The organism is Streptomyces mutabilis (genome assembly GCF_014649815.1).
Classification (GTDB): domain Bacteria; phylum Actinomycetota; class Actinomycetes; order Streptomycetales; family Streptomycetaceae; genus Streptomyces; species Streptomyces mutabilis.
Genome location: NZ_BMTT01000020.1, coordinates 13,950 through 36,500 on the forward strand (window position 1 = coordinate 13,950; position 22,551 = coordinate 36,500).

General features: G+C 74.7%; 18 protein-coding genes. 4 read left to right on the top strand and 14 right to left on the bottom strand.

Going from position 1 to position 22,551, the window contains the following annotated elements; all coding sequences use genetic code 11:
- Positions 1–254: 254 nt before the first annotated feature.
- On the bottom strand, positions 255–1,397 hold the full coding sequence (locus tag IE142_RS29270) for an aminotransferase class V-fold PLP-dependent enzyme (RefSeq protein ID WP_191888585.1): 1,143 nt from the start codon (positions 1,395–1,397) through the stop codon (positions 255–257).
- A 168-nt stretch (positions 1,398–1,565) separates the two neighbouring features.
- Between IE142_RS29270 and IE142_RS29275 the strand changes: the two genes are divergently transcribed.
- The 3 genes from IE142_RS29275 (at position 1,566) to IE142_RS29285 (ending at position 4,330) form a co-directional block, all read left to right on the top strand.
- Positions 1,566–2,063 (top strand): hypothetical protein, encoded by a 498-nt coding sequence (locus IE142_RS29275; protein ID WP_191888533.1) that lies wholly within the window; start codon positions 1,566–1,568, stop codon positions 2,061–2,063.
- 44 nt (positions 2,064–2,107) lie between these two features.
- Positions 2,108–3,199 (top strand): amidohydrolase family protein, encoded by a 1,092-nt coding sequence (locus IE142_RS29280; RefSeq protein WP_191888534.1) that lies wholly within the window; start codon positions 2,108–2,110, stop codon positions 3,197–3,199.
- A gap of 186 nt (positions 3,200–3,385) precedes the next feature.
- Positions 3,386–4,330: an SCO1860 family LAETG-anchored protein gene (locus IE142_RS29285; protein ID WP_191888535.1), complete on the top strand. Its 945-nt coding sequence runs from the start codon at positions 3,386–3,388 to the stop codon at positions 4,328–4,330.
- Positions 4,331–4,398: 68 nt separating this feature from the next.
- Here IE142_RS29285 and cobC read toward each other — a convergent pair whose 3' ends face one another.
- The 6 genes from cobC to cobM are packed head-to-tail and all read right to left on the bottom strand — an operon-like array spanning position 4,399 to position 10,722.
- Entirely contained in the window at positions 4,399–5,481 is a 1,083-nt protein-coding gene (cobC, locus tag IE142_RS29290; RefSeq protein ID WP_191888536.1) for an Rv2231c family histidinol phosphate aminotransferase CobC, read from the bottom strand.
- Positions 5,453–6,367: a sirohydrochlorin chelatase gene (locus IE142_RS29295; protein ID WP_191888537.1), complete on the bottom strand. Its 915-nt coding sequence runs from the start codon at positions 6,365–6,367 to the stop codon at positions 5,453–5,455. The genes cobC and IE142_RS29295 overlap by 29 nt, the downstream gene beginning before the upstream one ends.
- Complete coding sequence (locus tag IE142_RS29300) at positions 6,364–6,966, bottom strand: precorrin-8X methylmutase (protein ID WP_043374452.1); 603 nt, start codon at positions 6,964–6,966, stop codon at positions 6,364–6,366. Before IE142_RS29300 ends, IE142_RS29295 begins: the two co-directional genes overlap by 4 nt.
- Entirely contained in the window at positions 6,963–8,657 is a 1,695-nt protein-coding gene (gene cobJ, locus IE142_RS29305) for a precorrin-3B C(17)-methyltransferase (RefSeq protein ID WP_191888538.1), read from the bottom strand. The genes IE142_RS29300 and cobJ overlap by 4 nt, the downstream gene beginning before the upstream one ends.
- Positions 8,654–9,889, bottom strand: a complete 1,236-nt coding sequence (cbiE, locus tag IE142_RS29310; protein WP_191888539.1) for a precorrin-6y C5,15-methyltransferase (decarboxylating) subunit CbiE — start codon at positions 9,887–9,889, stop codon at positions 8,654–8,656. The genes cobJ and cbiE overlap by 4 nt, the downstream gene beginning before the upstream one ends.
- Positions 9,886–10,722 (bottom strand): precorrin-4 C(11)-methyltransferase, encoded by an 837-nt coding sequence (cobM, locus tag IE142_RS29315; RefSeq protein ID WP_043374459.1) that lies wholly within the window; start codon positions 10,720–10,722, stop codon positions 9,886–9,888. The genes cbiE and cobM overlap by 4 nt, the downstream gene beginning before the upstream one ends.
- 86 nt (positions 10,723–10,808) lie before the next feature.
- Here cobM and IE142_RS29320 point away from each other — a divergent pair, with 86 nt between their 5' ends.
- Positions 10,809–11,537 carry a ZIP family metal transporter gene (locus IE142_RS29320; protein ID WP_191888540.1) on the top strand — a complete coding sequence of 243 codons (729 nt, stop codon included), beginning with the start codon at positions 10,809–10,811 and terminating at the stop codon, positions 11,535–11,537.
- A 20-nt stretch (positions 11,538–11,557) separates the two neighbouring features.
- Here IE142_RS29320 and cobI read toward each other — a convergent pair whose 3' ends face one another.
- From cobI to IE142_RS29355, 7 genes are read right to left on the bottom strand one after another with little or no spacing between them, the layout of a single operon-like run.
- Positions 11,558–12,307, bottom strand: a complete 750-nt coding sequence (gene cobI / locus IE142_RS29325) for a precorrin-2 C(20)-methyltransferase (protein WP_191888541.1) — start codon at positions 12,305–12,307, stop codon at positions 11,558–11,560.
- The gene (locus IE142_RS29330) at positions 12,304–13,728 is read right to left on the bottom strand and encodes a cobyrinic acid a,c-diamide synthase CobB (RefSeq protein WP_370466433.1); all 1,425 of its coding nucleotides are present in this window, start codon (positions 13,726–13,728) and stop codon (positions 12,304–12,306) included. Before IE142_RS29330 ends, cobI begins: the two co-directional genes overlap by 4 nt.
- Positions 13,725–14,324 (bottom strand): cob(I)yrinic acid a,c-diamide adenosyltransferase, encoded by a 600-nt coding sequence (gene cobO / locus IE142_RS29335; RefSeq protein WP_191888543.1) that lies wholly within the window; start codon positions 14,322–14,324, stop codon positions 13,725–13,727. The genes IE142_RS29330 and cobO overlap by 4 nt, the downstream gene beginning before the upstream one ends.
- On the bottom strand, positions 14,324–16,339 hold the full coding sequence (locus IE142_RS29340) for a putative cobaltochelatase (protein WP_043374468.1): 2,016 nt from the start codon (positions 16,337–16,339) through the stop codon (positions 14,324–14,326). Before IE142_RS29340 ends, cobO begins: the two co-directional genes overlap by 1 nt.
- Positions 16,336–19,989 carry a cobaltochelatase subunit CobN gene (gene cobN, locus IE142_RS29345; RefSeq protein ID WP_191888544.1) on the bottom strand — a complete coding sequence of 1,218 codons (3,654 nt, stop codon included), beginning with the start codon at positions 19,987–19,989 and terminating at the stop codon, positions 16,336–16,338. The genes IE142_RS29340 and cobN overlap by 4 nt, the downstream gene beginning before the upstream one ends.
- Positions 19,986–21,494, bottom strand: coding sequence for a cobyric acid synthase (locus IE142_RS29350; protein ID WP_191888545.1), 1,509 nt, complete (start codon positions 21,492–21,494; stop codon positions 19,986–19,988). Before IE142_RS29350 ends, cobN begins: the two co-directional genes overlap by 4 nt.
- Positions 21,491–22,456 carry a cobalamin biosynthesis protein gene (locus tag IE142_RS29355; RefSeq protein ID WP_191888546.1) on the bottom strand — a complete coding sequence of 322 codons (966 nt, stop codon included), beginning with the start codon at positions 22,454–22,456 and terminating at the stop codon, positions 21,491–21,493. The genes IE142_RS29350 and IE142_RS29355 overlap by 4 nt, the downstream gene beginning before the upstream one ends.
- Positions 22,457–22,551: the final 95 nt, after the last annotated feature.

The window sequence follows — 22,551 nt, forward strand, 5'->3', positions numbered from 1 at the left end:
ACGCGGGCGCGTGCCGACGCGCGAGAGAGCGACGCTATGTCCCGATTTCTGCCGCACGAAGGGCGCAAACCGGACAGCATGTGTATCGGGTCACAATCGCGTAACTCGCGCGAGACGTGCCCGAAATGCGAGGCTTGAGCGCCACGGAATCTCTGTGTTTAGGTCCCGGGAAAGCGGGCAGAAGAATACGGGAAGCTGCGCTGAGCGTAATTTCTTAATTCCGTTTATCGTGAGCTTCGGGAATTGCCCTGAATTCAGGCTTCCGTTACCGCTTCCGAAAGGCCGGAGCCGACCGGGCGGTCCCAGGCGTCCTCGACGGCCCGCCGAGCGGCCTCCGGATCGGCCTTCAGTCCCTTCTCGGCCAGCGCGGCACCCAGTGCCGCCAGGGAGCCCTGCACCGCCCCGCGCGTCGCGTCCGGCCCGTAGTGGTTGATCCGGATCATCTCCCCGGCCAGCGCACCCCCGCCCGCCGCCAGCGGCAGCCCCGGGTCGGACACCAGGGCGCGGGCCACCATCTCCGACGCGTCCACGTCCGACGGAACCCGCAGCGTCGTCGCGACCGGCGCCGCGTCCCGCGCCTCGCGCACGTACGGCTCCAGACCGCCGCCCAGCGCGAGCGCGCCGGCCCGGGTGGCCGCCGCGGCCGAGGCGTGCCGCGCCATCACCGTCCGCGGGCCCTCCGCCTCGATGCGCTCCACGCACGCCTCCAGTGCGAGCATCTCCAACTGCGCCGGCGCGTGCAGCAGCGCCTTGCGACCGCCGTCGATCCAGCGCTCCTTCCAGTCCAGCAGGGACAGGTACGAGCGCCGCGGGGCGTTCGGGTTCGCCGCCATCCGCGTCCACGCCCGCTCGCTCACGGACACCGCCGACACCCCGGCCGGACCGCCCATCGCCTTCTGCGCGCCGATGACGCACAGGTCCACGCCCCACGCGTCCGGCAGCACCGGCTCGGCGCCCACGGAGGCCACGGCGTCCAGGTAGAGCAGCGCTCCGTGCGCCCGTACCGCCTCGCCGATCTCCGCGACCGGGTTGGTGTTCCCGGTCGCCGCCTCCGCGTGCACCAGGGACACGAAGTCGATCTCCGGGTGCTCGGCGAGGGCCCCGCGGATCTGCTCGGCGGTCACCGCCGTGTGGAACGGCACGGCGAGGTCGTGCACGGTCGCGCCGCAGTCCCGCAGCCAGTTCCCGAACGTCTGCCCGTACGGCCCCGTGATCACGTTCAGCGCGACGGTGCCCGGCCCGGCGGCGGCGCGGATCGCGCCCTCCAGCGGCAGCAGCGCCTCGCCCTGCATGACCACGACGTCCTGTCGGGTGCCGAGCAGGCGCGCGACCCGGTCCTCGATCGCGGCGAAACGGCCGGCGCTCAGCGGGGCGAGGTCCAGGAAGGGGTGGGTCACGGCGGTGCTCTCTTCAGTAACGGTCAGGTGTACGGCGCGTACGGAGTCGAGAGTAACCATGGCCCAGGGCGCCACTCGCGCCGGCAGGCTTCCGTTGCGACACCCCCACGCCCGGAATTGTGGCTTCCGCCACAGTCATGGCGGTCGCCGGCTGATGGACTCGGGCTCGTGATCCTCCTGCTGCTCGTCCTCGTCGCGGTCGTGACGGCCGTCCTCCTCGGCCGGGGCACCGGCACGTACCCCCGTGCGCGCACGGCACCGGAGGCCCTCGTTCCCGCGCCGCGCAAGCCGGGCGCGCCCTTCCGCGTCGTCGCCGGCGCAGCGGGCTGGGCCGCCGCCCTGCTGTACCTGTGGGGCCTGGTGTGCGTGGGGTTCGCGGCCATGGAGGCGGAGGACGGCGGCACGGACTCCTCGCCGCTGCGGCCGTGCCGTACCGGCGTGCCCCCGGAGCTGTCCGGGCGCGTCATCGACTACTCCGTCTCCTACCTGCCCCTGCGCTTCAGCTGCGAGACCGCCGACGGCGAGGCCTACGACTCCGCCGACGTGCCCGGCTACGTCAACCCCGGCGTCGCCGTCCTCGCCCTGACCGCCGTCGCGAGCGCCGTCTCGGCCGGATACGCCACCGAGCGGCGCGCCCGCGCGGCAGCGCGCGACGGTGACCGGTGACCGGGCCTTCGAACGGCCCCGGGGCCCGGTCTAAGGTGCGGGGCATGAGCGATCGCACGGTGCTGCACGTGAAGGGACGGGTGCTCGTCGGGCCGGAAGAGGTCCGCGACGAGTTGTGGGTGATCGACGGCAGGGTCTCGTACGACCGTCCCGCCGGCGCCGCCGACGTCCGCACCGTCCGCGGCTGGGCCGTGCCCGGCCTGGTCGACGCGCACTGTCACGTCGGGCTCGACCAGCACGGGGCCGTCCCCGAGGACGTCGCCGAGAAGCAGGCGCTGACCGACCGCGAGGCCGGCACCCTCCTCATCCGCGACGCGGGCTCGCCCTCCGACACCCGCTGGATCGACGACCGCGAGGACCTCCCGAAGATCATCCGGGCCGGCCGGCACATCGCCCGCACCCGCCGCTACATCCGCAACTACGCCTGGGAGGTCGAGCCCGACGACCTCGTCGCCTACGTCGCCCAGGAAGCCCGGCGCGGCGACGGCTGGGTGAAACTGGTCGGCGACTGGATCGACCGCGACCTCGGCGACCTGTCCGCCTGCTGGCCGCGCGGCGCGGTGGAGGCGGCCATCGCGGAAGCCCACCGCCTCGGCACCCGCGTCACCGCGCACTGCTTCGCCGAGGACTCTCTGCGCGACCTCGTGGAGGCCGGCATCGACTGCGTCGAGCACGCCACGGGCCTGACCGACGACACCATCCCGCTCTTCGCCGAGCGGGGCGTCGCCATCGTGCCGACCCTGGTCAACATCGCCACCTTCCCCGCCCTCGCCGACGGCGGCGAGTCCAGGTTCCCCCGCTGGTCGGCCCACATGCGCCGGCTCCACGAACGCCGCTACGACACCGTACGGAGCGCCTACGACGCCGGGATCCCGGTCTTCGTCGGCACCGACGCGGGCGGCTCGCTGGCGCACGGTCTGGCGGCGGCGGAGGTCGGGGAGCTGGTCACCGCCGGCATCCCGCCCGTCGAGGCGCTGGCCGCGACGACCTGGGCCGCCCGGCGCTGGCTGGGGCGTCCCGGCCTGGACGAGGGCGCGCCGGCCGACCTGGTGGTGTTCGACGAGGATCCGCGCGCGGACGTGCGCGTGCTCGGCGCTCCGCGCCGGGTGGTGCTGAACGGGCGCGTCGTCGGTTAGCCGGCCGGAGTGACGCCGGGGAACGCCCGCGCCAGGGTATTCGAAAAGACGGTCGGAAACCCCACGAAGGGGTGAAGTGCCCCATTACTGCTGACGGTTCGGCGCGCGCGGGGACATCCTTTCCGGGTCCCGAGCATGTCGCTCATGCGTGTCCCGCACGCATGTCCCACTGGGGGTCCCACCACCTTGAACGGCAACGCCTTCCGCATGCCCGCACGCCGCCTCGCCACCGTCGCGGCGGCCACGGCCCTCGCCGCCGGTCCCGCGGCGCTGGCCGGCGCGGGCACCGCTCACGCGACCGGTGACCACGGCCGCGCGAGCGCCACCGTCCTGCGCACCGGGCTCGACGTGTCCCTGCTCGACAAGACCGTGAACGTCCCGCTCACCGTCACCCTCAACGAGGTGCGGGCACCCGAGAGCGCCGAGAAGACCGCGCTGACCGCCCGCCTCGACGGCGTCGACGGCGGCAGGCCCTTCAGCGTCCTGCGCGCCGACGTGGCGCGGACGAAGGCGACGGCGACCGCGGCGAAGAGCGAGGGCCGCACCGAACTGGCCCACGCCGAGGTGCACGTGCCCGGCCTGCCCCTGCTGTCCCTGATCGAGCTCGAGAAAGTCACCTCCACGGCGACCTGCGAGGCCGGGAAGGCACCGGTCGCCGACGCCGACCTGCTGGGCGCGGTGACCGTCCTCGGGAAGAAGGTCACGCTGACCACCGGCGGGCCGACGGAGGTGAAGGTGCCCGGCGTCGGCGAGGTGCGGCTCGACCTCTCCAAGACGCAGACCACCTCGCGGACGGCCGCCGCCACCGCGCTCGAACTCAACGTGTCCGTCAACCCCCTCGACCTGAACGTCGCCGAGGTCGACGGCACCCTGACCCTGGCCGAGGCGACCTGCGAGTCCCCGGCCGCTCCGGAGCCCGACGAGGCACAGCCCCCGGCGAAGGGCGAGGAGCCCGCCGCCGGGCCGGAGGCCGAACCCGCCGCCGACGTCCGGCCCCAGGGCGCCCGCGCCGAGGCCGACCTGGCCGAGACCGGCGGCAGCTCGGCGACCCCGTACATCGCCGCGAGCGCCGCCGCCCTGGTCCTGGCGGGCGGCGGCGCCCTGGTCCTGGCCCGGCGCAGGCGCGGCTGACGAGCGGGGGGTGGCGGGAGCGCGCGGGGCGGGGACCGGCCGGGGAGGACCCGTCCTGGCCGTACGCCTCAGGACGGTCCCGTCACCGCCCGCCTCAGCGCCCCCAGGAAACCGTCCGTGGTCGCCCGGTCCCGTACCGCCAGCCGCAGCCACTCCTCGCCCAGCCCCGGGAAGGTGTCGCCGCGCCGCACCGCGTACCCGAGGTCGCGCAGCCGGTGGCGCACGGCGGCGGCGTGCGGGAGGCGGAGGAGGACGAAGGGGCCCTCGGCGGCAGCGACGATCCGCAGGCCGGCGTCGGTGAACTCGGCGAGCCCGGCGACCAGGTGGGCCCGGTCCGCGGCGGTGCGGTGGGCCGCGCGGGCGGCCTCCGCCAGCGCACGTGGCGCCACGCATGCCTCCGCCGCCGCCAGCGCGGGCGTGGACACGGGCCACAGGGGCTGGGCGCGTTCCAGGTCCGCGATCGTCTCCGGCGCCGCGAGGACGTAGCCGATGCGCAGCCCCGCCAGCCCCCACGTCTTGGTGAGGCTGCGCAGGACCACCAGCCCGGGGACGTCCGTCCGCCCGGCCAGCGCCTCCCGCTCGCCCGGCACCGCGTCCAGGAACGCCTCGTCCACGACCAGCGTCCGCCCGGGACGGGCCAGTTCCACGATCGCGGCCGCCGGATGCAGTACCGACGTCGGATTCGTCGGATTGCCGATCACCACCAGGTCGGCGTCCTCCGGGACGGCCGCCGGGTCCAGCCGGAAACCGTCCGCCTCCCGCAGCAACACCCGGTCGACCGTGTGCCCCGCGTCCCGCAGTGCCGCCTCCGGCTCCGTGAACTGAGGGTGCACCACGACCGGCCGGCGCACCTTCAGCGCCCGCGCCAGCAGCACGAACGCCTCCGCGGCGCCCGCCGTCAGCAGCACCCGCTCCACCGGCAGCCCGTGCCGCGCCGCCACCGCCGCCCGCGCCGCCCGCCCGTCCGGGTACGCCGCGAGGGAGCCGAGAGAGGCGGCGACGTGCTCGCGCAGCCAGGCCGGAGGAGTGTCCGCGCGGACGTTCACCGCGAGGTCCACCAGCGCCGAGCCGTCGTCGCGCACCTCGGCGTCCCCGTGGTGCCGCAGATCAGGCCCCTGGGCCTCAGTGTGCGTGGGAGTGTGCGTGTCCATGCCCGTGGTGCCCGTGGTGGTGGTCGTCGTCGTCGGGGTGGAAGTGCGGCTGCTGCGGCAGTCCCACCTTGTCCTCGAAACCGGGCAGCGCGATCCGGTACACGCAGGAGTCGCAGTTCATCCGCAGATCGCCCTTGACGGCCTCCTCGTACCGCTCCCACACCAGGTCCAGCAGCTCCGGCTCCGGCCCGATGACATCGGCCGACCGCACCTCGGTCTCCGGGTGCGCCGCCGCCCACACCTCGGTCTGGTGCCGGACCCGGTCCGGGAGGATGCCGGTGAACAGGAAGTACGGGAGCACCACGACCCGCCGCGCCCCCAGCCGCGCGCACCGGTCCAGGCCGCCCGGCACGTCCGGCTTCGCCAGCGACACGAACGCCGTCTCCACGGCCGCGTATCCGCGCCCCTCCCACAGCAGCCGCGCCGCCTTGAACACCTCGGCGTTGGCGTCCGGGTCCGTCGACCCGCGCCCGACCAGCAGCACGGTCACCTCGGCCGGGTCCCAGGACGGGTCGACCACCTGAGCCAGCCGCCGCTCCAGCACCCGCAGCAGTGCCGGGTGCGGGCCCAGCGGACGCCCGTAGGTGTAGGTGATGCCGGGGTGGCGCTCCTTCTCGCGGGACAGCGCCGCCGGGATGTCGCCCTTGGCGTGCCCGGCGGACACCAGCATCAGCGGCACCGCGGCGAACCGGCGCACCCCGCGCTCCACCAGCTCGGCGACGGCCTCGCCCAGCGGCGGCGGGGACAGCTCGATGAAGCCGCCCGCGACGGGCAGTTCGGGGTGGCGGCGGCCCAGCTCGCGCACGAAGTCGCGGAAGGCCTCGGCTCCGGCCTCGTCCCGGGTGCCGTGTCCGGCGATGAGCAGGGCGGGCGGCGGGGTGGTCACGATTTCTCCTCGAAGTGCGGATCGGAGTACGAAGTGGGGTGGTACAGCAGGGCGTTGAGCGCGGCGGCGGCGACCGCCGAACCGCCCTTCTCGGACACGTTGCTGACGGCGGGCAGGCCGCTCTCGCGCAACGCGGCCTTGGACTCGGCCGCGCCGACGAACCCGACGGGCAGACCGATGACGAGCGCCGGGTCGGCGTCCAGGGTGAGCAGTTCCTCCAGGGCGGTCGGCGCGCAGCCGATCACCCACAGCGCGCCCGGCCCGACCTGTTCGTACGCCAGCCGTACGGCGTGCGCGGAGCGGGTCAGACCGGGCCCGGACCGGGCCTCCTTGAGCCGGCAGACCGTCTCGCGCCGGGTGATGCCCGCGGCGACCATCTCGACGTCCACGACGACGGGCGCCCCGGCGTGCAGCGCGGAGTACGCCTTCTCCAGCGCGGCCTCGTCCGTGACGAGGTCGGTGGCGTAGTCGAGGTCGGCGGCGGAGTGGATGACCCGCTCCACCACCGCCCGGGTCAGCGGCGGGAAGTGCGAGGTGTCCAGGCGGGCGCGCAGCCGCCGGAAGGACTCCTGCTCGATGGGGTGGACGACACGGCTCATCGCGGCCCCTCCGCGGACGTCCCCTGCCAGCGGTAGCCGCGCGGCGTCACCATGCGCCCGGCGATCTCACGGGTCGCGGTGTTGCCGACCGTCACGACCGTCATCATGTCGACCGTCGCCGGGTCGAGCGCGGCGAGCGTGGTCAGCCGGCTCGACTCGTCGGCCCGCGACGCGTTGCGCACGACACCCACCGGCGTGGCCGGCGCCCGGTGCTCCGCGAGGATCGCCAGCGCCTTGGGCAACTGCCAGTCCCGGCCCCGGCTGCGCGGGTTGTAGAACGTCACGACGATGTCCGCCTCGGCCGCCGCCCGCACCCGCCGCTCGATGACCTCCCACGGCGTGTGCAGGTCGGACAGGCTGATCGACACGTGGTCGTGACCGAGCGGCGCGCCCAGGACCGCCGCGGCCGCCAGCGCCGCCGTCACCCCGGGCACCCCGACCACGTCGATGTCGTCGGACGCCTCCGCGAGCGCGGGGGAGGCCATCGCGTACACCCCGGCGTCCCCGCTCCCGATCAGTGCCACGGCGTGCCCGCGCCGGGCCTCCTCCACCGCGGTCCGGGCCCGCTCCTCCTCGGCGCCGAGCCCCGACTCCAGGACCCGCGTGCCGGGCCGCAGCAGGTCGCGGATCTGGTCGACGTACTGGTCGAGCCCGACCAGCACCGACGCCCGCCGCAGCTCCGCCTGCGCGCGCGGCGTGACCAGGTCCCGGGCGCCCGGACCGAGCCCGACCACCGCGAGCCGCCCGCGCCCCGGCCGCCGTACGACCGCGCAGGTCGCCATCGCCGGAGTGGCCGCCGACTTGCGCTTGGGCACGAGGAGTTCGCCACCGCGCACCAGCGCCGCCGCCTCCGCGACCGACGGGGTGCCGACGGCCGCGAGCGGGGCGTCGGACGGGTTGGGCACCTCGATACCCGCCAGCTCGTCGGCGGCGTACGTCACCAGGGGCACGCCCAGCCGCTCGGCGGCACCCACGATCCCCGGCTCCTGCGCCTTGGCGTCCACGGTGGCCAGCTCGGCCACCGACGCGGCGGACAGCCCGGACTCCCGCAGGGCCGTCTCCACCAGCCCGTGGACCTCGTCCACCGGAGCGCCCTTCGAGGCGCCCACCCCGACGACCAGGGACGGCGGACGCAGGACGACCTCCCGCTCGGCCGGCTCCACCAGCCGGTCGGTGACCCGGACCGCGTACGCACCGGCCTCGGCGACCGGCAGCGGCGGCAGCGGCCAGCTCACCTCCGCCCGCAGCGCCACCGGCTCGCCGTCCAGCAGGGCCCGCGAGACCCCGGCGACATCGCCCTCCACGGGCAGTCCGAGCGTGTCCAGGCCGGCCAGGCCCACGGCGTCCGTCGCCGTCGTCACCACCGGCTCGGCGCCCAGCACCTCGCCGACCGCGCGGGCCAGTTCGTTGGCGCCGCCGCCGTGACCGCCGACCAGCGACACGGCGTACCGCCCGCCCTCGTCGACGCACACCACTCCCGGGTCGGTCCGCTTGTCGTCCAGCAACGGAGCCACGAGGCGGACCACGGCCCCGGTCGCCAGGAAGCACACGAGCTGCTCGCACTCGGCGAACGCGGTCCGCACGGCGTCCGCGACGGGACCCCCGTACACGCGCGTGCGGTCCGGCCACGCCGCGGCCAGCCGGTCCCGCGCCGCAGCTCCCGCCGCGGTGGCGGAAATGAGGCCGATCAAAGGGAAACTCCTTCGGTACGGCTGTGCGGCCTCTCGCCCCACAGCAGGAACACGGGATTGGTGGCCGCCAGCCGGGTCACGTCACCCGGCAGCGGCGCCAGCCGGGACGACTGCAGCAGCACCCCGTCACACTCCAGCCCGGCGCCGAGCAGCGCCTCGCGGGCCGCCGGCACCCGGTCCAGCGCGGCCATCGCGACGACCACGGCCCGCCGGGCGCGCCGCGCGCAGGCGGCGACGATGGCGGGCAGCTCGCGCCCGCCGCCCCCGACGAACACGGAGTCCGGGTCGTCCAGGTCGGACAGGACCGTGGGCGCCGCCCCGTGCACCACCCGCACGTCCACATCGTGCGCGGCGGCGTTGGCGCGCACCCGCTCCACGCCGTCCGGCGTCTTCTCGACGGCGGTGACGGCCGCGCCGAGCCGCGCGCACTCCACGGCCACGGACCCCGAGCCCGCCCCGACGTCCCACACCAAATCCCCGGGCCGGGGCCCGAGCCGGGCCAGCGCCAGAGCCCGCACCTCGTACTTGGTGATCATCGAGTCGCGGTGGGCGAAATCCGTCTCGTCCAGCGCCCACCCGGCGGGCCCCGGCCGCGGCCCGGCGACCGAGCGCACCGGCCCCAGCGCCCGCGCCTCGTCCAGGCACAGCACCACACTCACCGCCGCCCCCCAGTCACGCCCGGCGGCCTCGACGGGCGTCACCCGCTCCACGCGCTCGTCGGCGGTGCCCAGCGCGGAGGCGACGACCAGGACCCGCGGGTCGGTCCGCAGCGCGGCGCCCAGCTCCGCCGGGCCGGCGCCGGGCCCGGTCAGCACGGCGACCTTCGGGTGCGCCCGGCACAGGTTCACTGCCGTCCGCAGGTCCCGTCCGTGCGCGCTGGCCACCACGGCGTCGTCCCACGGCAGCCCCGCCCGCGCGAACGCGGCGGCGACGGACGAGACCCCGGGCCGCACGTCCAGCCGCTGAGCCCCGAACCGCTCGGCCAGCACCCGCACGATCCCGAAGAACCCCGGGTCGCCGGAGGCCAGCACGACCACCGGCCGCTCCTTCGCGACGTACTCCGCGACCGTGTCCAGGGCGGGAGCCAGCGCCCCGAGGACGACCCGCTCGGCCCCCTCGGGCAGCCGTACGGCCTCCAGGTGCCGCCGCCCGCCGACGACCAGCTCCGCACCCGCGACGACGTCCCCGGCGGGCGCCGCACCGGCGGCCCCCATCCCCACGACGGTGATCACGTGCTTGCACCCCGCGCGCGCAGCTCACGCCGCGCCTCCGGATCGGCCTTCCGGTAGCCGTGGAAGTGCCCCGGGTGGTACAGGTGCGAGCGCGTGCCGTGCGCGTCGAGGGCCGGGCCGACCAGGAACAGGGTGTGCTTCCAGAGCTTGTGCTCCTTGACCGTCTCCTCCAGCGTGCCGATCGTGCACTTCACGACCAGCTCCTCCGGCCAGGTGGCCTGGTACGCGACGACCACCGGGGTGTCGGTCGGGTAGCCGCCCTCCAGCAGCTCCCGCACCAGCTGCCCGCTGCGCGCCGCCGACAGGAACACCGCCATGGTCGTCCCGTGCTTCGCGAACTCGCGAACCTCCTCCCCGGGCGGCATCGGCGTCTTGCCGCCGCCGAGCCGCGTGAGGACGACGGACTGCGCCACCTCCGGGATCGTCAGCTCCCGCTGCGCCAGCGCGGCCACGGCGGAGAAGGCGGAGACACCGGGCACGACCTCGGTCGCGATGCCGATCTCCGCGCACCGGTCCAGCTGCTCCTGCGTTCCGCCCCACAGCGCCGGATCGCCGGAGTGGATACGGGCAACCCGCAGCCCCTCCTGAGACGCCCGCCGGTAGACGGCCACGACGTCTTCGAGCGACATCGTCGCCGAGTCCAGTACCTCGGCGCCCTCCCGCGCGTGCTGCAGCACCTCCGCCTGCACCAGGCTCGCCGCCCAGATGACGACGTCGGCCTCCGCGATGGCGCGCGCCGCGCGGAACGTCAGCAGGTCGGCGGCGCCGGGACCGGCGCCGACGAAGGTCACCCTGCCGGTACGGGCAGCGGCATCACGGGCCATGGAATCCATGGGACGGGGTCCTTTCCTACGCATACTTACTGCCGTTGCTGCTGTCGTGCGCACGGATCCGCGCTCCGATCGGATAGCAAGGGCCCATGGCGGTCTTCGTCGCGCTCGGCGCGTTCCTGATGACGCTGGCCGGCGGCTGGACGGCACAGCGGGTGACCGACCGGCGCCACCTGGTGCTGGGCCTGGCCGGCGGCCTGATGCTGGGTGTGGTCGGACTCGACCTGCTGCCGGAGGCACTGGAGGCGGCCGGCGACGAGGTGTTCGGAGTGCCCGAGGCGCTGCTGCTCTTCGTCGCCGGCTTCCTGCTCGCGCACCTGGTGGAACGCCTGCTGGCCGCCCGCCGCGCCGCGCACGGAGGCGAGGAGGACGGACACCGCTCGCCCGAGGTGGGCCTGACGGCCGCCGCCGCGATGGTCGGACACAGCGCGATGGACGGCGTGGCGATCGGCGCGGCCTTCCAGATCGGCGGAGGCATGGGCGCGGCGGTCGCGATGGCGGTGATCGCCCACGACTTCGCGGACGGCTTCAACACCTACACCCTCACCAGCCTGTACGGGAACGCCCGCCGCCGCGCGATCGCGATGCTGTTCGCCGACGCCCTGGCCCCGGTGGCCGGCGCGGCCTCCACGCTCCTGTTCACCATCCCGGAGGGCGTACTCGGCGCGTATCTCGGCCTCTTCGGCGGCGCGCTGCTCTACCTCGCCGCCGCCGAAATCCTCCCCGAGGCCCACCACGAGCACCCGGCCCGCTCGACGCTTTTGTGCACGGTCGCGGGCGCGGCGTTCATCTGGCTGGTGGTGGGCGTGGCCGAATGAGCCGCCGTCCCTGGAGAGGTTCACAGCTTCCCGCCCCGCCCGCCCTCGCGCCGGGCGGGCGCGATGAGCGTAGAGAGGTACGGCAGCGGTCCGCCGTCCAGCTCCGCCGCGGCCCGCACCGACTCCTCCGGCAGCCCCAGCGCCGACCCCCACACGGCGTCGTCCAGCCGCCCGGTCTCCCGCAGCGCCTCGGCGACCTCGGCCGCCTGCCGGCCGAACTTGTAGGCGACGACCGTACCCGGCCCGTTCAACGCGTCCTTGAGCACGGCGGCCCCCGCGGTCACCGGCACCAGCGTCAACGGCTCGGTGCCCTCGGTCAGCACCGCGCCCGACCGCGCCGCGAGGTCCTGCATGGCGGTGATCCCCGGCACGGTCTCCACGGCGGTGCCCGGCACCAGCTCGCCGACGGTCTGCGCGAGATAGGTGAAGGTGGAGTACACGTTGGGGTCGCCGATGGTCGCGAAGGCCACGCTGCCGTGTTCCCTGAGCAGCCCGGCCACCCGCTCCCCGGCCGCGTCCCACGCCGCCTCACGGCGCGTCCGGTCGGTGCGCTCGTTCAGCGCGAACACGACCCGTACGACCTTGTCGGCGGGGACGTAGTGCAGCACGGTGGCCTCCGCCCGCCCCCGCTCCCCGCCATCCTTTCCATCGGATGCAGCCATCACGGGTACGACGACGACCTCGGCGGCCCGCAGCGCGTTGACCCCCTTGACGGTCACCAGCTCCGGGTCCCCGGGCCCGACTCCGACCCCGACCAGCCTGCTGCTCATGACGTCCGGCACCTCTCCACGAACCGACGGGCGACACCGGGCTCGGACGCCCAGTGCGTGTGCAGATAGCTCGCGTGCACACCGCGCTCCACAAATCCCTCGACGCGCCGCTCGGGCGCACGCATCCCCCAGGCGGGCGCCACCCCGGCCCCCGGCTCCACGACCGTCCGGTGGAACTCGTGCCCCCGCATCCGCGTCCCCGCGACCGCCAGCGAGCTGTCCGTGACGGCCACGGCGTCCCGGTAACCCAGCGTCAGCCGCTCGGACATCCGCGCGGAGGCGTCCAGCACCCCGCACATGGGCAGGCCGTCCAGCTCCCGGCACAGATAGAGCAGCCCCGCACACTCGGCGGCGACGGGCGCCCCGCCGAGGGCCAGCTCGGCGACGGCCTTGCGCAGCGGCTCGTTGGCGGACAGCTCGGAGGCGTACACCTCGGGAAACCCGCCCCCGACGACCAGCCCGGCGGTCCCCTCGGGCAGCTCCTCGTCCCGCAACGGATCGAAGACGACGACCTCGGCCCCGGCGGCGGCGAGCAGTTCGGCGTGCTCGGCGTAGGAGAACGTGAACGCGGCCCCACCGGCGACGGCCACGCGCGGTCCCAGCCCGTCCGGCGTTCGAGGACGAGGCCCGTCCGGGGCCGAAAGCGGGGGCCCGGAGGCGGTAGCCCCCGGGGGCGAACAACGCAGGACCTCACCCGCGTCCCAAGCCGCACACTCCAACGCCCCCGCACTACGCGCCAGCCCGACCAACGCCTCCAGGTCACAGCCGTCGGAGACCTGCGCGGCCATCGCCGCAACGGCCTCGACCGCCTGCGCGCCCCGCTCGGCGACCGGCACCAACCCCAGATGCCGGGACGGCGTCTCGACCCGCGGCACCCGCCGCAGCACCCCCAGCACCGGCACCCCGGCGGAGTCCAACGCCTCCCGCAGAAGCGCCTCGTGCCGATCCGACCCGACCTTGTTGAGGATCACGCCCCCGACCCGCACCTCCGGGTCCCAGGACACGAACCCGTGCACCAGCGCCGCGACCGACCGCGACTGCGACGACGCGTCCACGACCAGCACCACCGGCGCCCGCAGCAGCTTGGCGACCTGCGCGGTGGACGCGAGCTCACCCTCCCCGGCCGCCCCGTCGTACAGCCCCATCACACCCTCGACCACGGCGATGTCGCACCCGCGCGCCCCGTGCAGGAACAGCGGCCCGACCAGCTCGGGCCCGCACAGGTACGCGTCGAGGTTCCGCCCCACCCGCCCGGTGGCGAGCGCGTGGTACCCGGGGTCGATGTAGTCGGGCCCGACCTTGTGCGGCGACACGGCGAGCCCGCGCCCGGCGAGCGCGGCCATCAGACCCGTGGCGACGGTGGTCTTGCCGCTGCCCGAGGAGGGCGCGGCGACGACCAGCCGAGGAACGGCGGAGGTCACCACTCGATGCCCCTCTGCCCCTTCTGCCCCGCGTCCATCGGGTGCTTGACCTTGGACATGTCGGTGACGAGGTCGGCGAACTCCACCAGCTCTTCGGGCGCGTTCCGCCCGGTGATCACGACGTGCTGGGTCCCGGGCCGCTCCCGCAGCACGGACACGACCTCGTCGGTGTCGACCCACCCCCAGTGCATCGGGTAGGCGAACTCGTCCAGCACGTACAGCTTGTACGTCTCGGCGGCCAGGTCCCGCTTGACCTGCTCCCAGCCCTCCCGGGCCTTCTCCTCGTTGTCCATCTGGGCGTCCCGCTGGACCCAGGACCAGCCCTCGCCCATCTTGTGCCAGTCGACGGACCCGCCCTCACCGCTGGCGCCCAGCACCCGCAGCGCGTTCTCCTCGCCGACCTTCCACTTCGCCGACTTGACGAACTGGAACACCCCGATCGGCCACCCCTGGTTCCAGGCCCGCAGTGCCAGCCCGAAGGCCGCGGTGGACTTGCCCTTCCCGACGCCCGTGTGCACGACGACCAGTGGACGATTACGCCGCTGACGGGTCGTCAGTCCGTCGTTCGGTACGACGCTCGGCTGCCCCTTCGGCATTACGCGGCCCTCCTGTTTCCCTGCACGTCCTTCACCAGCCCGGCGATGGAGTCCGCCCGCAGCTCGTCCAACGTCACCGCCGTACCGCCCAGCTCACCCGCGAGCCGCCCGGCCAGCCCCAGCCGCACCGGCCCCGACTCGCAGTCCACGACCACCGAGGCGACGCCCTCGGCAGCGAACAGCCGCGCCGCGCGCCCCGCGAGCGCCACCGGCTCGGGGCCACCGGTGGCCCGCCCGTCCGTCACCACCACGACCAGAGCCCGCCGCGCCGGGTCCCGCAGCCGCTCCACCCGCAGCACCTCGTGGGCACGCAGCAGCCCCGCCGCCAACGGCGTCCGCCCACCCGTCGGCAGCGACTCCAGCCGTGCCGCGGCGGCGTCCACCGACGAGGTCGGCGGCAGCGCCACATCGGCCGCCGACCCGCGGAAGGTCACCAGCCCCACCTTGTCCCGCCGCTGGTAGGCGTCCAGCAGCAGCGACAGCACGGCACCCTTGACGGCGCTCATCCGCTGCCGCGCGGCCATCGACCCGGAGGCGTCGACCACGAAAAGCACGAGGTTGCCCTCACGCCCTTCCCTCGTCGCCTGTCGCAGATCGTCCCGCCGCACCACCAGCCCCGGGCCGCTGCGCCCCCGCGCCCGCTGGTGCGGGGCGGCGGCCTGCACGGTCGCCGCCAGGTGCAGCTTGGTCAGCGCCCCCTGCGGCCGGCGGGCCCCGGTCGTCCGCCCGTGCTCGGTCCGCGCCCGCGACCGCCGCCCGGCGGCCCCCTCGCCCAGCCCCGGCACGCTCAGCACCTTGGCGCGGAACGGCTCGGCGGCCCGCGCGGGGGACTGCTCACCGGCACCACCGGAAGGCTGCGGCTCCCCGCCCTCCCCGGCCTCGGGGCGCGCGGCGGCGTCACCGTCACCCTGCGGGGCGTCGTCGGGCTCCGGCTGCCCACCGGGACCACCGGGACCGTCGGGACCCGGGTCGGGGTCGTCGTCCCCGCCACCGTCCCCGTCCGGCCCGCCGAACTCCTCCAGCGTCTCGTCGAGCTTGTCCTCGTCGAGGCCCGGCGCGTCGAACGGGTTGCGCCGCCGCCGGTGCGGCAGCGCCAGCAGCGCGGCCTGCCGCACGTCCTCCGCCAGTACGTCGGTCCGCCCGGCCCAGGCCGCCAGCGCGGTCGCCGTGCGGGCCATCACGATGTCGGCGCGCATGCCGTCGACCTCGAACGCGGCACAGGTCGCCGCGATCTGCCGAAGCGCCCCGTCCCCGAGCCGTACCGAGGGCAGCAGCTCCCGCGCCGCCACGATCCGCGCTCGTACGGCGGCCTCCTCGTCGGCCCAGCGCGCGGCGAAACCGGCCGGGTCGTCGTCGTAGGCCAGCCGGCGCCGCACGACCTCCACCCGTTGGTCGGGCTCGCGCGAGGCCGAGACCTCCACGGTCAGCCCGAACCGGTCGAGAAGCTGCGGACGCAGCTCGCCCTCCTCGGGGTTCATGGTGCCGACGAGCAGGAACTTCGAGGCGTGCCGCACCGAAACACCCTCGCGCTCGACGTACGAGGCGCCCATCGCCGCCGCGTCCAGCAGCAGGTCCACCAGGTGGTCGTGGAGGAGGTTGACCTCGTCGACGTACAGGATGCCCCGGTGGGCGTCGGCCAGGAGGCCCGGCTCGAAGGCCTTCACGCCCTCCGCGAGGGCCCGCTCGATGTCGAGGGCGCCGACCAGCCGGTCCTCGGAGGCGCCGACGGGCAGCTCGACCATCCGGGCCGGCCGGGAGCCCGAGGCCCCCGGCTCGTGCGGTCCGTCCGGGCAGCCGGGGTCGGGGGAGTGCGGGGCGCAGGAGAAGCGGCACCCGGAGACGACGTCCACCTCCGGCATCAGCGCCGACAGCGCGCGCACGGCCGTGGACTTGGCGGTGCCCTTCTCACCGCGCACCAGCACGCCGCCGACCGCCGGGGAAACGGCGTTCAGCAGCAGCGCGAGCCGCAGGTCGTCCTGACCCACGACGGCCGTGAACGGGAACGGGTTACTCACTTCTCGTCGCCCTCCAAGTCGCCCTCGAGCTCCAGATAGGTGGCGCGCAGCCGCTCCAGGGTCTCCGCGTCCGGTTCGGCCCACAGGCCGCGGTCGGCCGCTTCCAGCAGCCGCTCCGTGATGCCCCGCAGCGCCCACGGGTTGGACTTCTTCATGAAGTCCCGGTTCTCCGCGTCGAAGACGTACTCGGCGCTGAGCTTCTCGTACATCCAGTCGTCCACGACCCCGGCCGTGGCGTCGTACCCGAAGAGGTAGTCGACGGTCGCCGCCATCTCGAAGGCGCCCTTGTAGCCGTGCCGGCGCATCGCCGCCATCCAGCGCGGGTTGACCACGCGGGCTCGGAAGACCCGGTGCGTCTCCTCGCCCAGCGTCCGGGTCTTCACCTGGTCCGGGGTCGCCGAGTCACCGACGTACGCCTGCGGACTCGTCCCCGTCAGGTGCCGCACCATGGCGACCATGCCGCCGTGGTACTGGAAGTAGTCGTCGGCGTCGACGAGGTCGTGCTCGCGGGTGTCCACGTTCTTCGCGGCGACCGCGATCCGCCGGAACGCCGTCTCCATGTCCCCGCGCGCCGCCCGCCCGTCGAGTCCCCGCCCGTAGGCGTAGCCGCCCCACACCGCGTACACCTCGGCGAGGTCCGCGTCGGAGCGCCAGTTGCGGGCGTCGATCAGCGGCAGCAGACCGGCACCGTACGCGCCCGGCTTGGAACCGAAGACGCGCGCGGTCGCCCGCCGTCGGTCGCCGTGCTCGGCGGTGTCCTCGTCGGCGTGGGCGCGGACGAAGTTCTGCGAGGCAGGCTCGTCCAGCTCCGCCACCGCCCGCACCGCGTCGTCGATCAGCCCCACGACGTGCGGGAACGCGTCCCGGAAGAAGCCCGAGATGCGCACGGTGACGTCCACGCGCGGCCGGCCCAGCTCGGCCGGGGGCACGATCTCGAAGCCGGTCACCCGGCGCGAGGCGTCGTCCCAGACCGGACGGCAGCCCAGCAGCGCCAGGATCTCGGCGATGTCGTCGCCCTGGGTGCGCATCGCGGACGTGCCCCAGACCGTGAGGCCGACGGACTTCGGGTACTCGCCGGTGTCGCTCAGGTACCGCTGGATCAGCGAGTCCGCCAGCGACTGCCCGACCTCCCAGCTCAGCCGGGACGGGATCGCCTTCGGGTCGACGGAGTAGAAGTTCCGGCCGGTCGGCAGCACGTTGACCAGCCCGCGGGTCGGGGAGCCCGACGGGCCCGCCGGGACGTAACCGCCGTCCAGGGCCCGCAGGATGTGCCCGATCTCGTCCGTGGTCCGGGCCAGCCGCGGCACCACCTCCGTGCAGGCGAACTCCAGCACCGCGACCGCGTCGGGCAGTTCGGTGCCCAGCACCTCGCGCACCAGCGCCGGTACGGCAGCGGTCTCCCACGCCCGCGCCTCCATGCCCTCCGCGAACCGCCGGCACAGCTGCTCCAGCAGGTCGATCGCGTCGGCGGCCGAACGCGCCGGGCCGTCCACCAGGTCCGTCAGCTCCACCGGCACCTTCACCGGCGCGCCCGGCTCGGCCAGCAGCTCCTTCTCCACCAGCCCGAAATACTCGGCCAGGCAGGCCCGCAGGCCCGGCAGCGCGTTCGCCTGCCCGCCCCACACCTGCGAGGCGCGCAGCACCGCCAGCACGAGGTTGACGCGCGGCTCGCCGACCGGTCCGCCGCCCAGGATGTGCAGCCCGTCGCGGATCTGCACGTCCTTGATCTCGCACAGGTAGCCGTCGATGTGCATGACGAACTCGTCGAACTCGTCGTCGTCCGGCTGGTCGTCCACGTGCAGGTCGTGGTGGAGCTCGGCCGCCTTGACCAGCGTCCAGATCTGCGCGCGGACCGCCGGCGCCTTCACCGGGTCCAGGTCGGAGACGAGCGCGTACTCGTCCAGCAGCTGCTCCAGCTTGGCCAGGTCGCCGTAGGTGTCGGCACGCGCCATCGGCGGCACGAGATGGTCGACGACCGTGGCGTGGCCGCGCCGCTTGGCCTGGGTGCCCTCGCCGGGGTCGTTGACGATGAACGGGTAGATCAGCGGCAGGTCGCCGAGGACCGCGTCGGGCGCGCACCCGGCGCTCAGCCCGAGACCCTTGCCGGGCAGCCACTCCATCGTGCCGTGCTTGCCCATGTGCACGATCGCGTCGGCGCCGAAGCTGTTGTCCAGCCACCGGTAGGCGGCCATGTAGTGGTGCGACGGCGGCATGTCGGGGTCGTGGTAGATCGCGATCGGGTTCTCCCCGAAGCCGCGCGGCGGCTGGATCATGACGACGACGTTCCCGAACTGGAGCGACGCGAGCACGATGTCGTCCCCGTCCACGTACAGCGAGCCCGGCGGCTCGCCCCACGCCTCCCGCATCCCGTCCCGCAGCTCCGGGTCCAGCTCCTCGAACCACGCCCGGTAGTCCGCCAGCGGCACCCGCGCGGGCGCCGCCGCCAGCTGGTCCTCCGTCAGCCACTCGACGTCGTGACCACCGGCCTCGATGAGCCGGTGGATCAACTCGTCGCCGCCGGACGGGTACTCGGTCAGCGCGTACCCGGCGTCCCGCAGCGCGTCCAGCACCCGCACCGCCGAGGCCGGGGTGTCCAGCCCCACCGCGTTGCCGACGCGGGAGTGCTTGGTCGGGTAGGCGGTGAAGACCAGCGCGAGCTTCTTCTCGGCGTTCGGCTTGTGCCTGAGCGCCGCGTGCCGTACGGCGATCCCGGCGACCCGCGAGGCCCGCTCGGGGTCGGCGACGTACACCGGCACCTCGTCGGGGCCCTGCTCCTTGAAGGAGAACGGCACGGTGACCAGGCGCCCGTCGAACTCCGGGATCGCGACCTGCATCGCCGCGTCCATGGGGGAGAGGGCGGCGTCCGACTCCTCCCAGGCGGCCCGGGAGGAGGTCAGGCACAGCCCCTGGAGCACCGGCACGTTCAGGTCGGCCAGTGCCCCGATGTCCCACGCCTCCTCGTCGCCCCCCGCCGACGCCTGCGAGGCGTGCGTGCCGCCCGCCGCGAGGACGGTGGCGACCAGGGCGTCGGCCCGGCCCAGCAGCTCGTACAGCCCGGCGTCCGCACCGCGCAGCGAACCGCAGTACACGGGCAGCGCGTTGGCGCCCCGGGCCTCGATCGCGTCGCACAGCGTGTCGACGAAGGCGGTGTTGCCGCTGAGCTGGTGGGCGCGGTAGAAGAGCACGCCGACCGTCGGGCGGCCCTCGGTGAAGGCCCGCTCGCCGTGGAGGCCGTACTCCGGCATCTTCCGCGGCTCGTCGAAGCCCTCGCCGGTGAGCAGCACGGTGTCGGACAGGAACCGGGCGAGCTGGGTGAGGTTGTCGGGCCCTCCCTCGACGAGGTAGCGCAGCGCCTCCGCCACCACCCCGGCCGGCACCGACGACTCGGCCATCAGCTCCGCGTCCGGCACGCTCTCGCCGCCCAGCAGGACGGTCGGGACGCCGGCGGCCTTCAGCGCGGCGAGCCCGTCCTCCCAGGCGCGCTTGCCGCCGAGCAGGCGCACGACGGCGACGTCCGCGCCCTCGACCAGCCCCGGCAACTCCTCGCGTACGTCGACCCGGGTCGGGTTGCCGATCCGGTAGGCGGCGTCCGACGCGCGGGCCGCCAGCAGGTCCGTGTCGGCGGTCGACAACAACAACACTGTGCTCATGCGGGCGCTCCCGGTGGAATGAATGGCAGTCCTTGCGGCGCGCCGGACTCGATGAGCCGCCACAGCGCGTCCGTGTCCGCGTGGTGTTCGATCAGGTCGCCGAGCCGGTCGAGCTGCTCCTCGCGCAGCGCGGCGAACGAGGTGTCGGGGGCCGGCACGAAGCGGCGGCCCGCGGCGGCGGCCACCTCGCGCAGGAACGCCCGCCGGAAGCCGTCCGACTCCAGCGAGCCGTGCCAGTGCGTGCCCCAGGTCTGGCCGACCCGGCAGCCGTCCAGGAAGGGGACGCCACCCGTCACGTCGGCGACCCCGTGGTGGATCTCGTACCCCTCGACGTGCTCGCCGAGGGCTTCGCCCACCGGCCGGGTGAGGGTCTTCTCGCGGGCGAACCGCACCCGCACGGGCAGCAGTCCGAGCCCGTCCACGTGCCCGGCACGGGACTCGACCTCGTCCTCGATGTGCTCGCCGAGCAGCTGGAACCCGCCGCAGATGCCGAGCACGGGCCGCCGCTCGGCCACCCGGCGTGCGATGGCGTCCGCGAGCCCCCGCTCCCGCAGCCACTCCAGCGCCCGGACCGTCCCCCGCGTCCCCGGAACGATCACGAGGTCCGCGTCGGCCAGTTCCTCGGGCCGGTCCACGAACCGCACCACGACGCCCGGCTCGGCCGCGAGCGCGTCCACGTCCGTGAAGTTGGACATGAGCGGGACCGCGCAGACGGCGACCCGGAGCACGTCCTCGCCGACGGGCGGCGCGATGACCGACTCCCGCACGGTCCCGCGCAGGGAGACCCGCAGTCCGTCCTCCTCGTCGATGCCGAGCCCGTGCCGGAAGGGCAGGACGCCGTACGTCCGCCGACCGGTGAGCTCGTGGAGCATGTCGAGGCCCGGCTCCAGCAGCGAGACGTCGCCCCGGAACTTGTTGACCAGGAACCCGGCGACCAACGCCTGGTCCTCGGGTGCCAGCAGCGCCACCGTGCCGAAGAACGAGGCGAAGACGCCCCCGCGGTCGATGTCGCCGACGACGAGGACGGGGAACCCGGCGCCCCGGGCGATCCCCATGTTCACGATGTCGGTCCGGCGCAGGTTGATCTCGGCCGGACTGCCCGCCCCCTCGCAGATCACCGCGTCATACGTGCCCCGCAGTTCGGCCAGACAGTCCAGCACCGTGCCGAGCAACCGCTGCTGCCGTCCGCCGTGATAGCCGCGGGCGCTCATCTCGCCGACCGGCTTGCCGAGCAGCACGACCTGGCTGCTCTGCTCGCCCCCCGGCTTCAGCAGCACCGGGTTCATATGCGCTGTCGGCTCCACGCGGCACGCCTGGGCCTGCATGGCCTGCGCCCGGCCGATCTCCGCGCCCTCGCGGGTGACGAAGGAGTTCAGCGACATGTTCTGCGCCTTGAAGGGCGCGACCTTCACGCCCTGACGCACCAGCCAGCGGCAGATTCCGGCGGTGACGACGCTCTTGCCGGCGTCGGAGGTGGTGCCGGCGACGAGGAGGCCACCGCTCATGACGTACGTCCCTTCGTGAGTGACCGGCGGGTGAGCAGCCGCGCGCTCGCGCACACGCCCAGCGCCAGCCAGCCCACGCGCCGGGAGAGCCGTACGGCCCGGTCGATGTCGCCGCAACCGGCCCGGACGGCGCGCCCCGCCGCCCCGTTGAGGACGGGCCGGTGCTCGATGCGCCCGCCGTAGGAGAGCGTCCCGCCCAGCCGCACGCCCAGGGCGCCCGCGAAGGACGCCTCCACGGGACCGGCGTTGGGGCTCGGGTGCCGTGCGGCGTCGGCGCGCCAGGCCCGTACGGCGCCCCGCGGATCGCCGCCGGCCACGGTGGCCAGGACGGCGGTCAGCCGGGCGCCGGGCCAGCCCGCGAGGTCGTCGAGCCGGGCCGAGGCCCAGCCGTAGCGGCGGTACCTGGGCGACCTGTGGCCGACCATCGCGTCCAGGGTGTTCACGGCCCGGAACCCGAGCAGTCCGGGCACTCCGCCCAACGCGCCCCAGACCAGGGCGCCCACCACCGCGTCCGAGGTGTTCTCGGCTACGGACTCCACGACCGCCCGGGCGATCCCGTCGGCGTCCAGCGCCTGCGGGTCCCGCCCGCACAGGTGCGGCAGCCGCGCGCGGGCCGCCTCGACGTCGCCGGCCTCCAGGGCACGGCCGATGGCGACTGCCTCGCGGGCGAGCGAGGTGCCGCCGACGACCGACCAGGTGGCGGTGGCGGTCAGCGCGACGGAGGCGGCGGGGGAGTGGCGTACGGCGCGGGTGGCGGCCAGCCCGAGGGCGGCGGCGCCACCGGCGCACACTGCGGTGTGCAGCGCGCCCCACCCACGGTGGTCACGCCACAGCACCCGTTCCACGGCACCGGCGGCACGGCCGAACGCGGCGACCGGGTGTCCGCGGCGCGGGTCGCCGAGGAGGAGGTCACCGAGGAGGCCGGCGGCGGCGCCGTACGCGAAGACGCGTTCGGCGCGCACGGTTCAACCGGCCGCGGGGAGGGAGAGGCGAAGAGTGTCGCTGGTGAGCCTGGAACGGCAGCCGCGCATGGCGATATGTCCTCACTCAGGGTGTC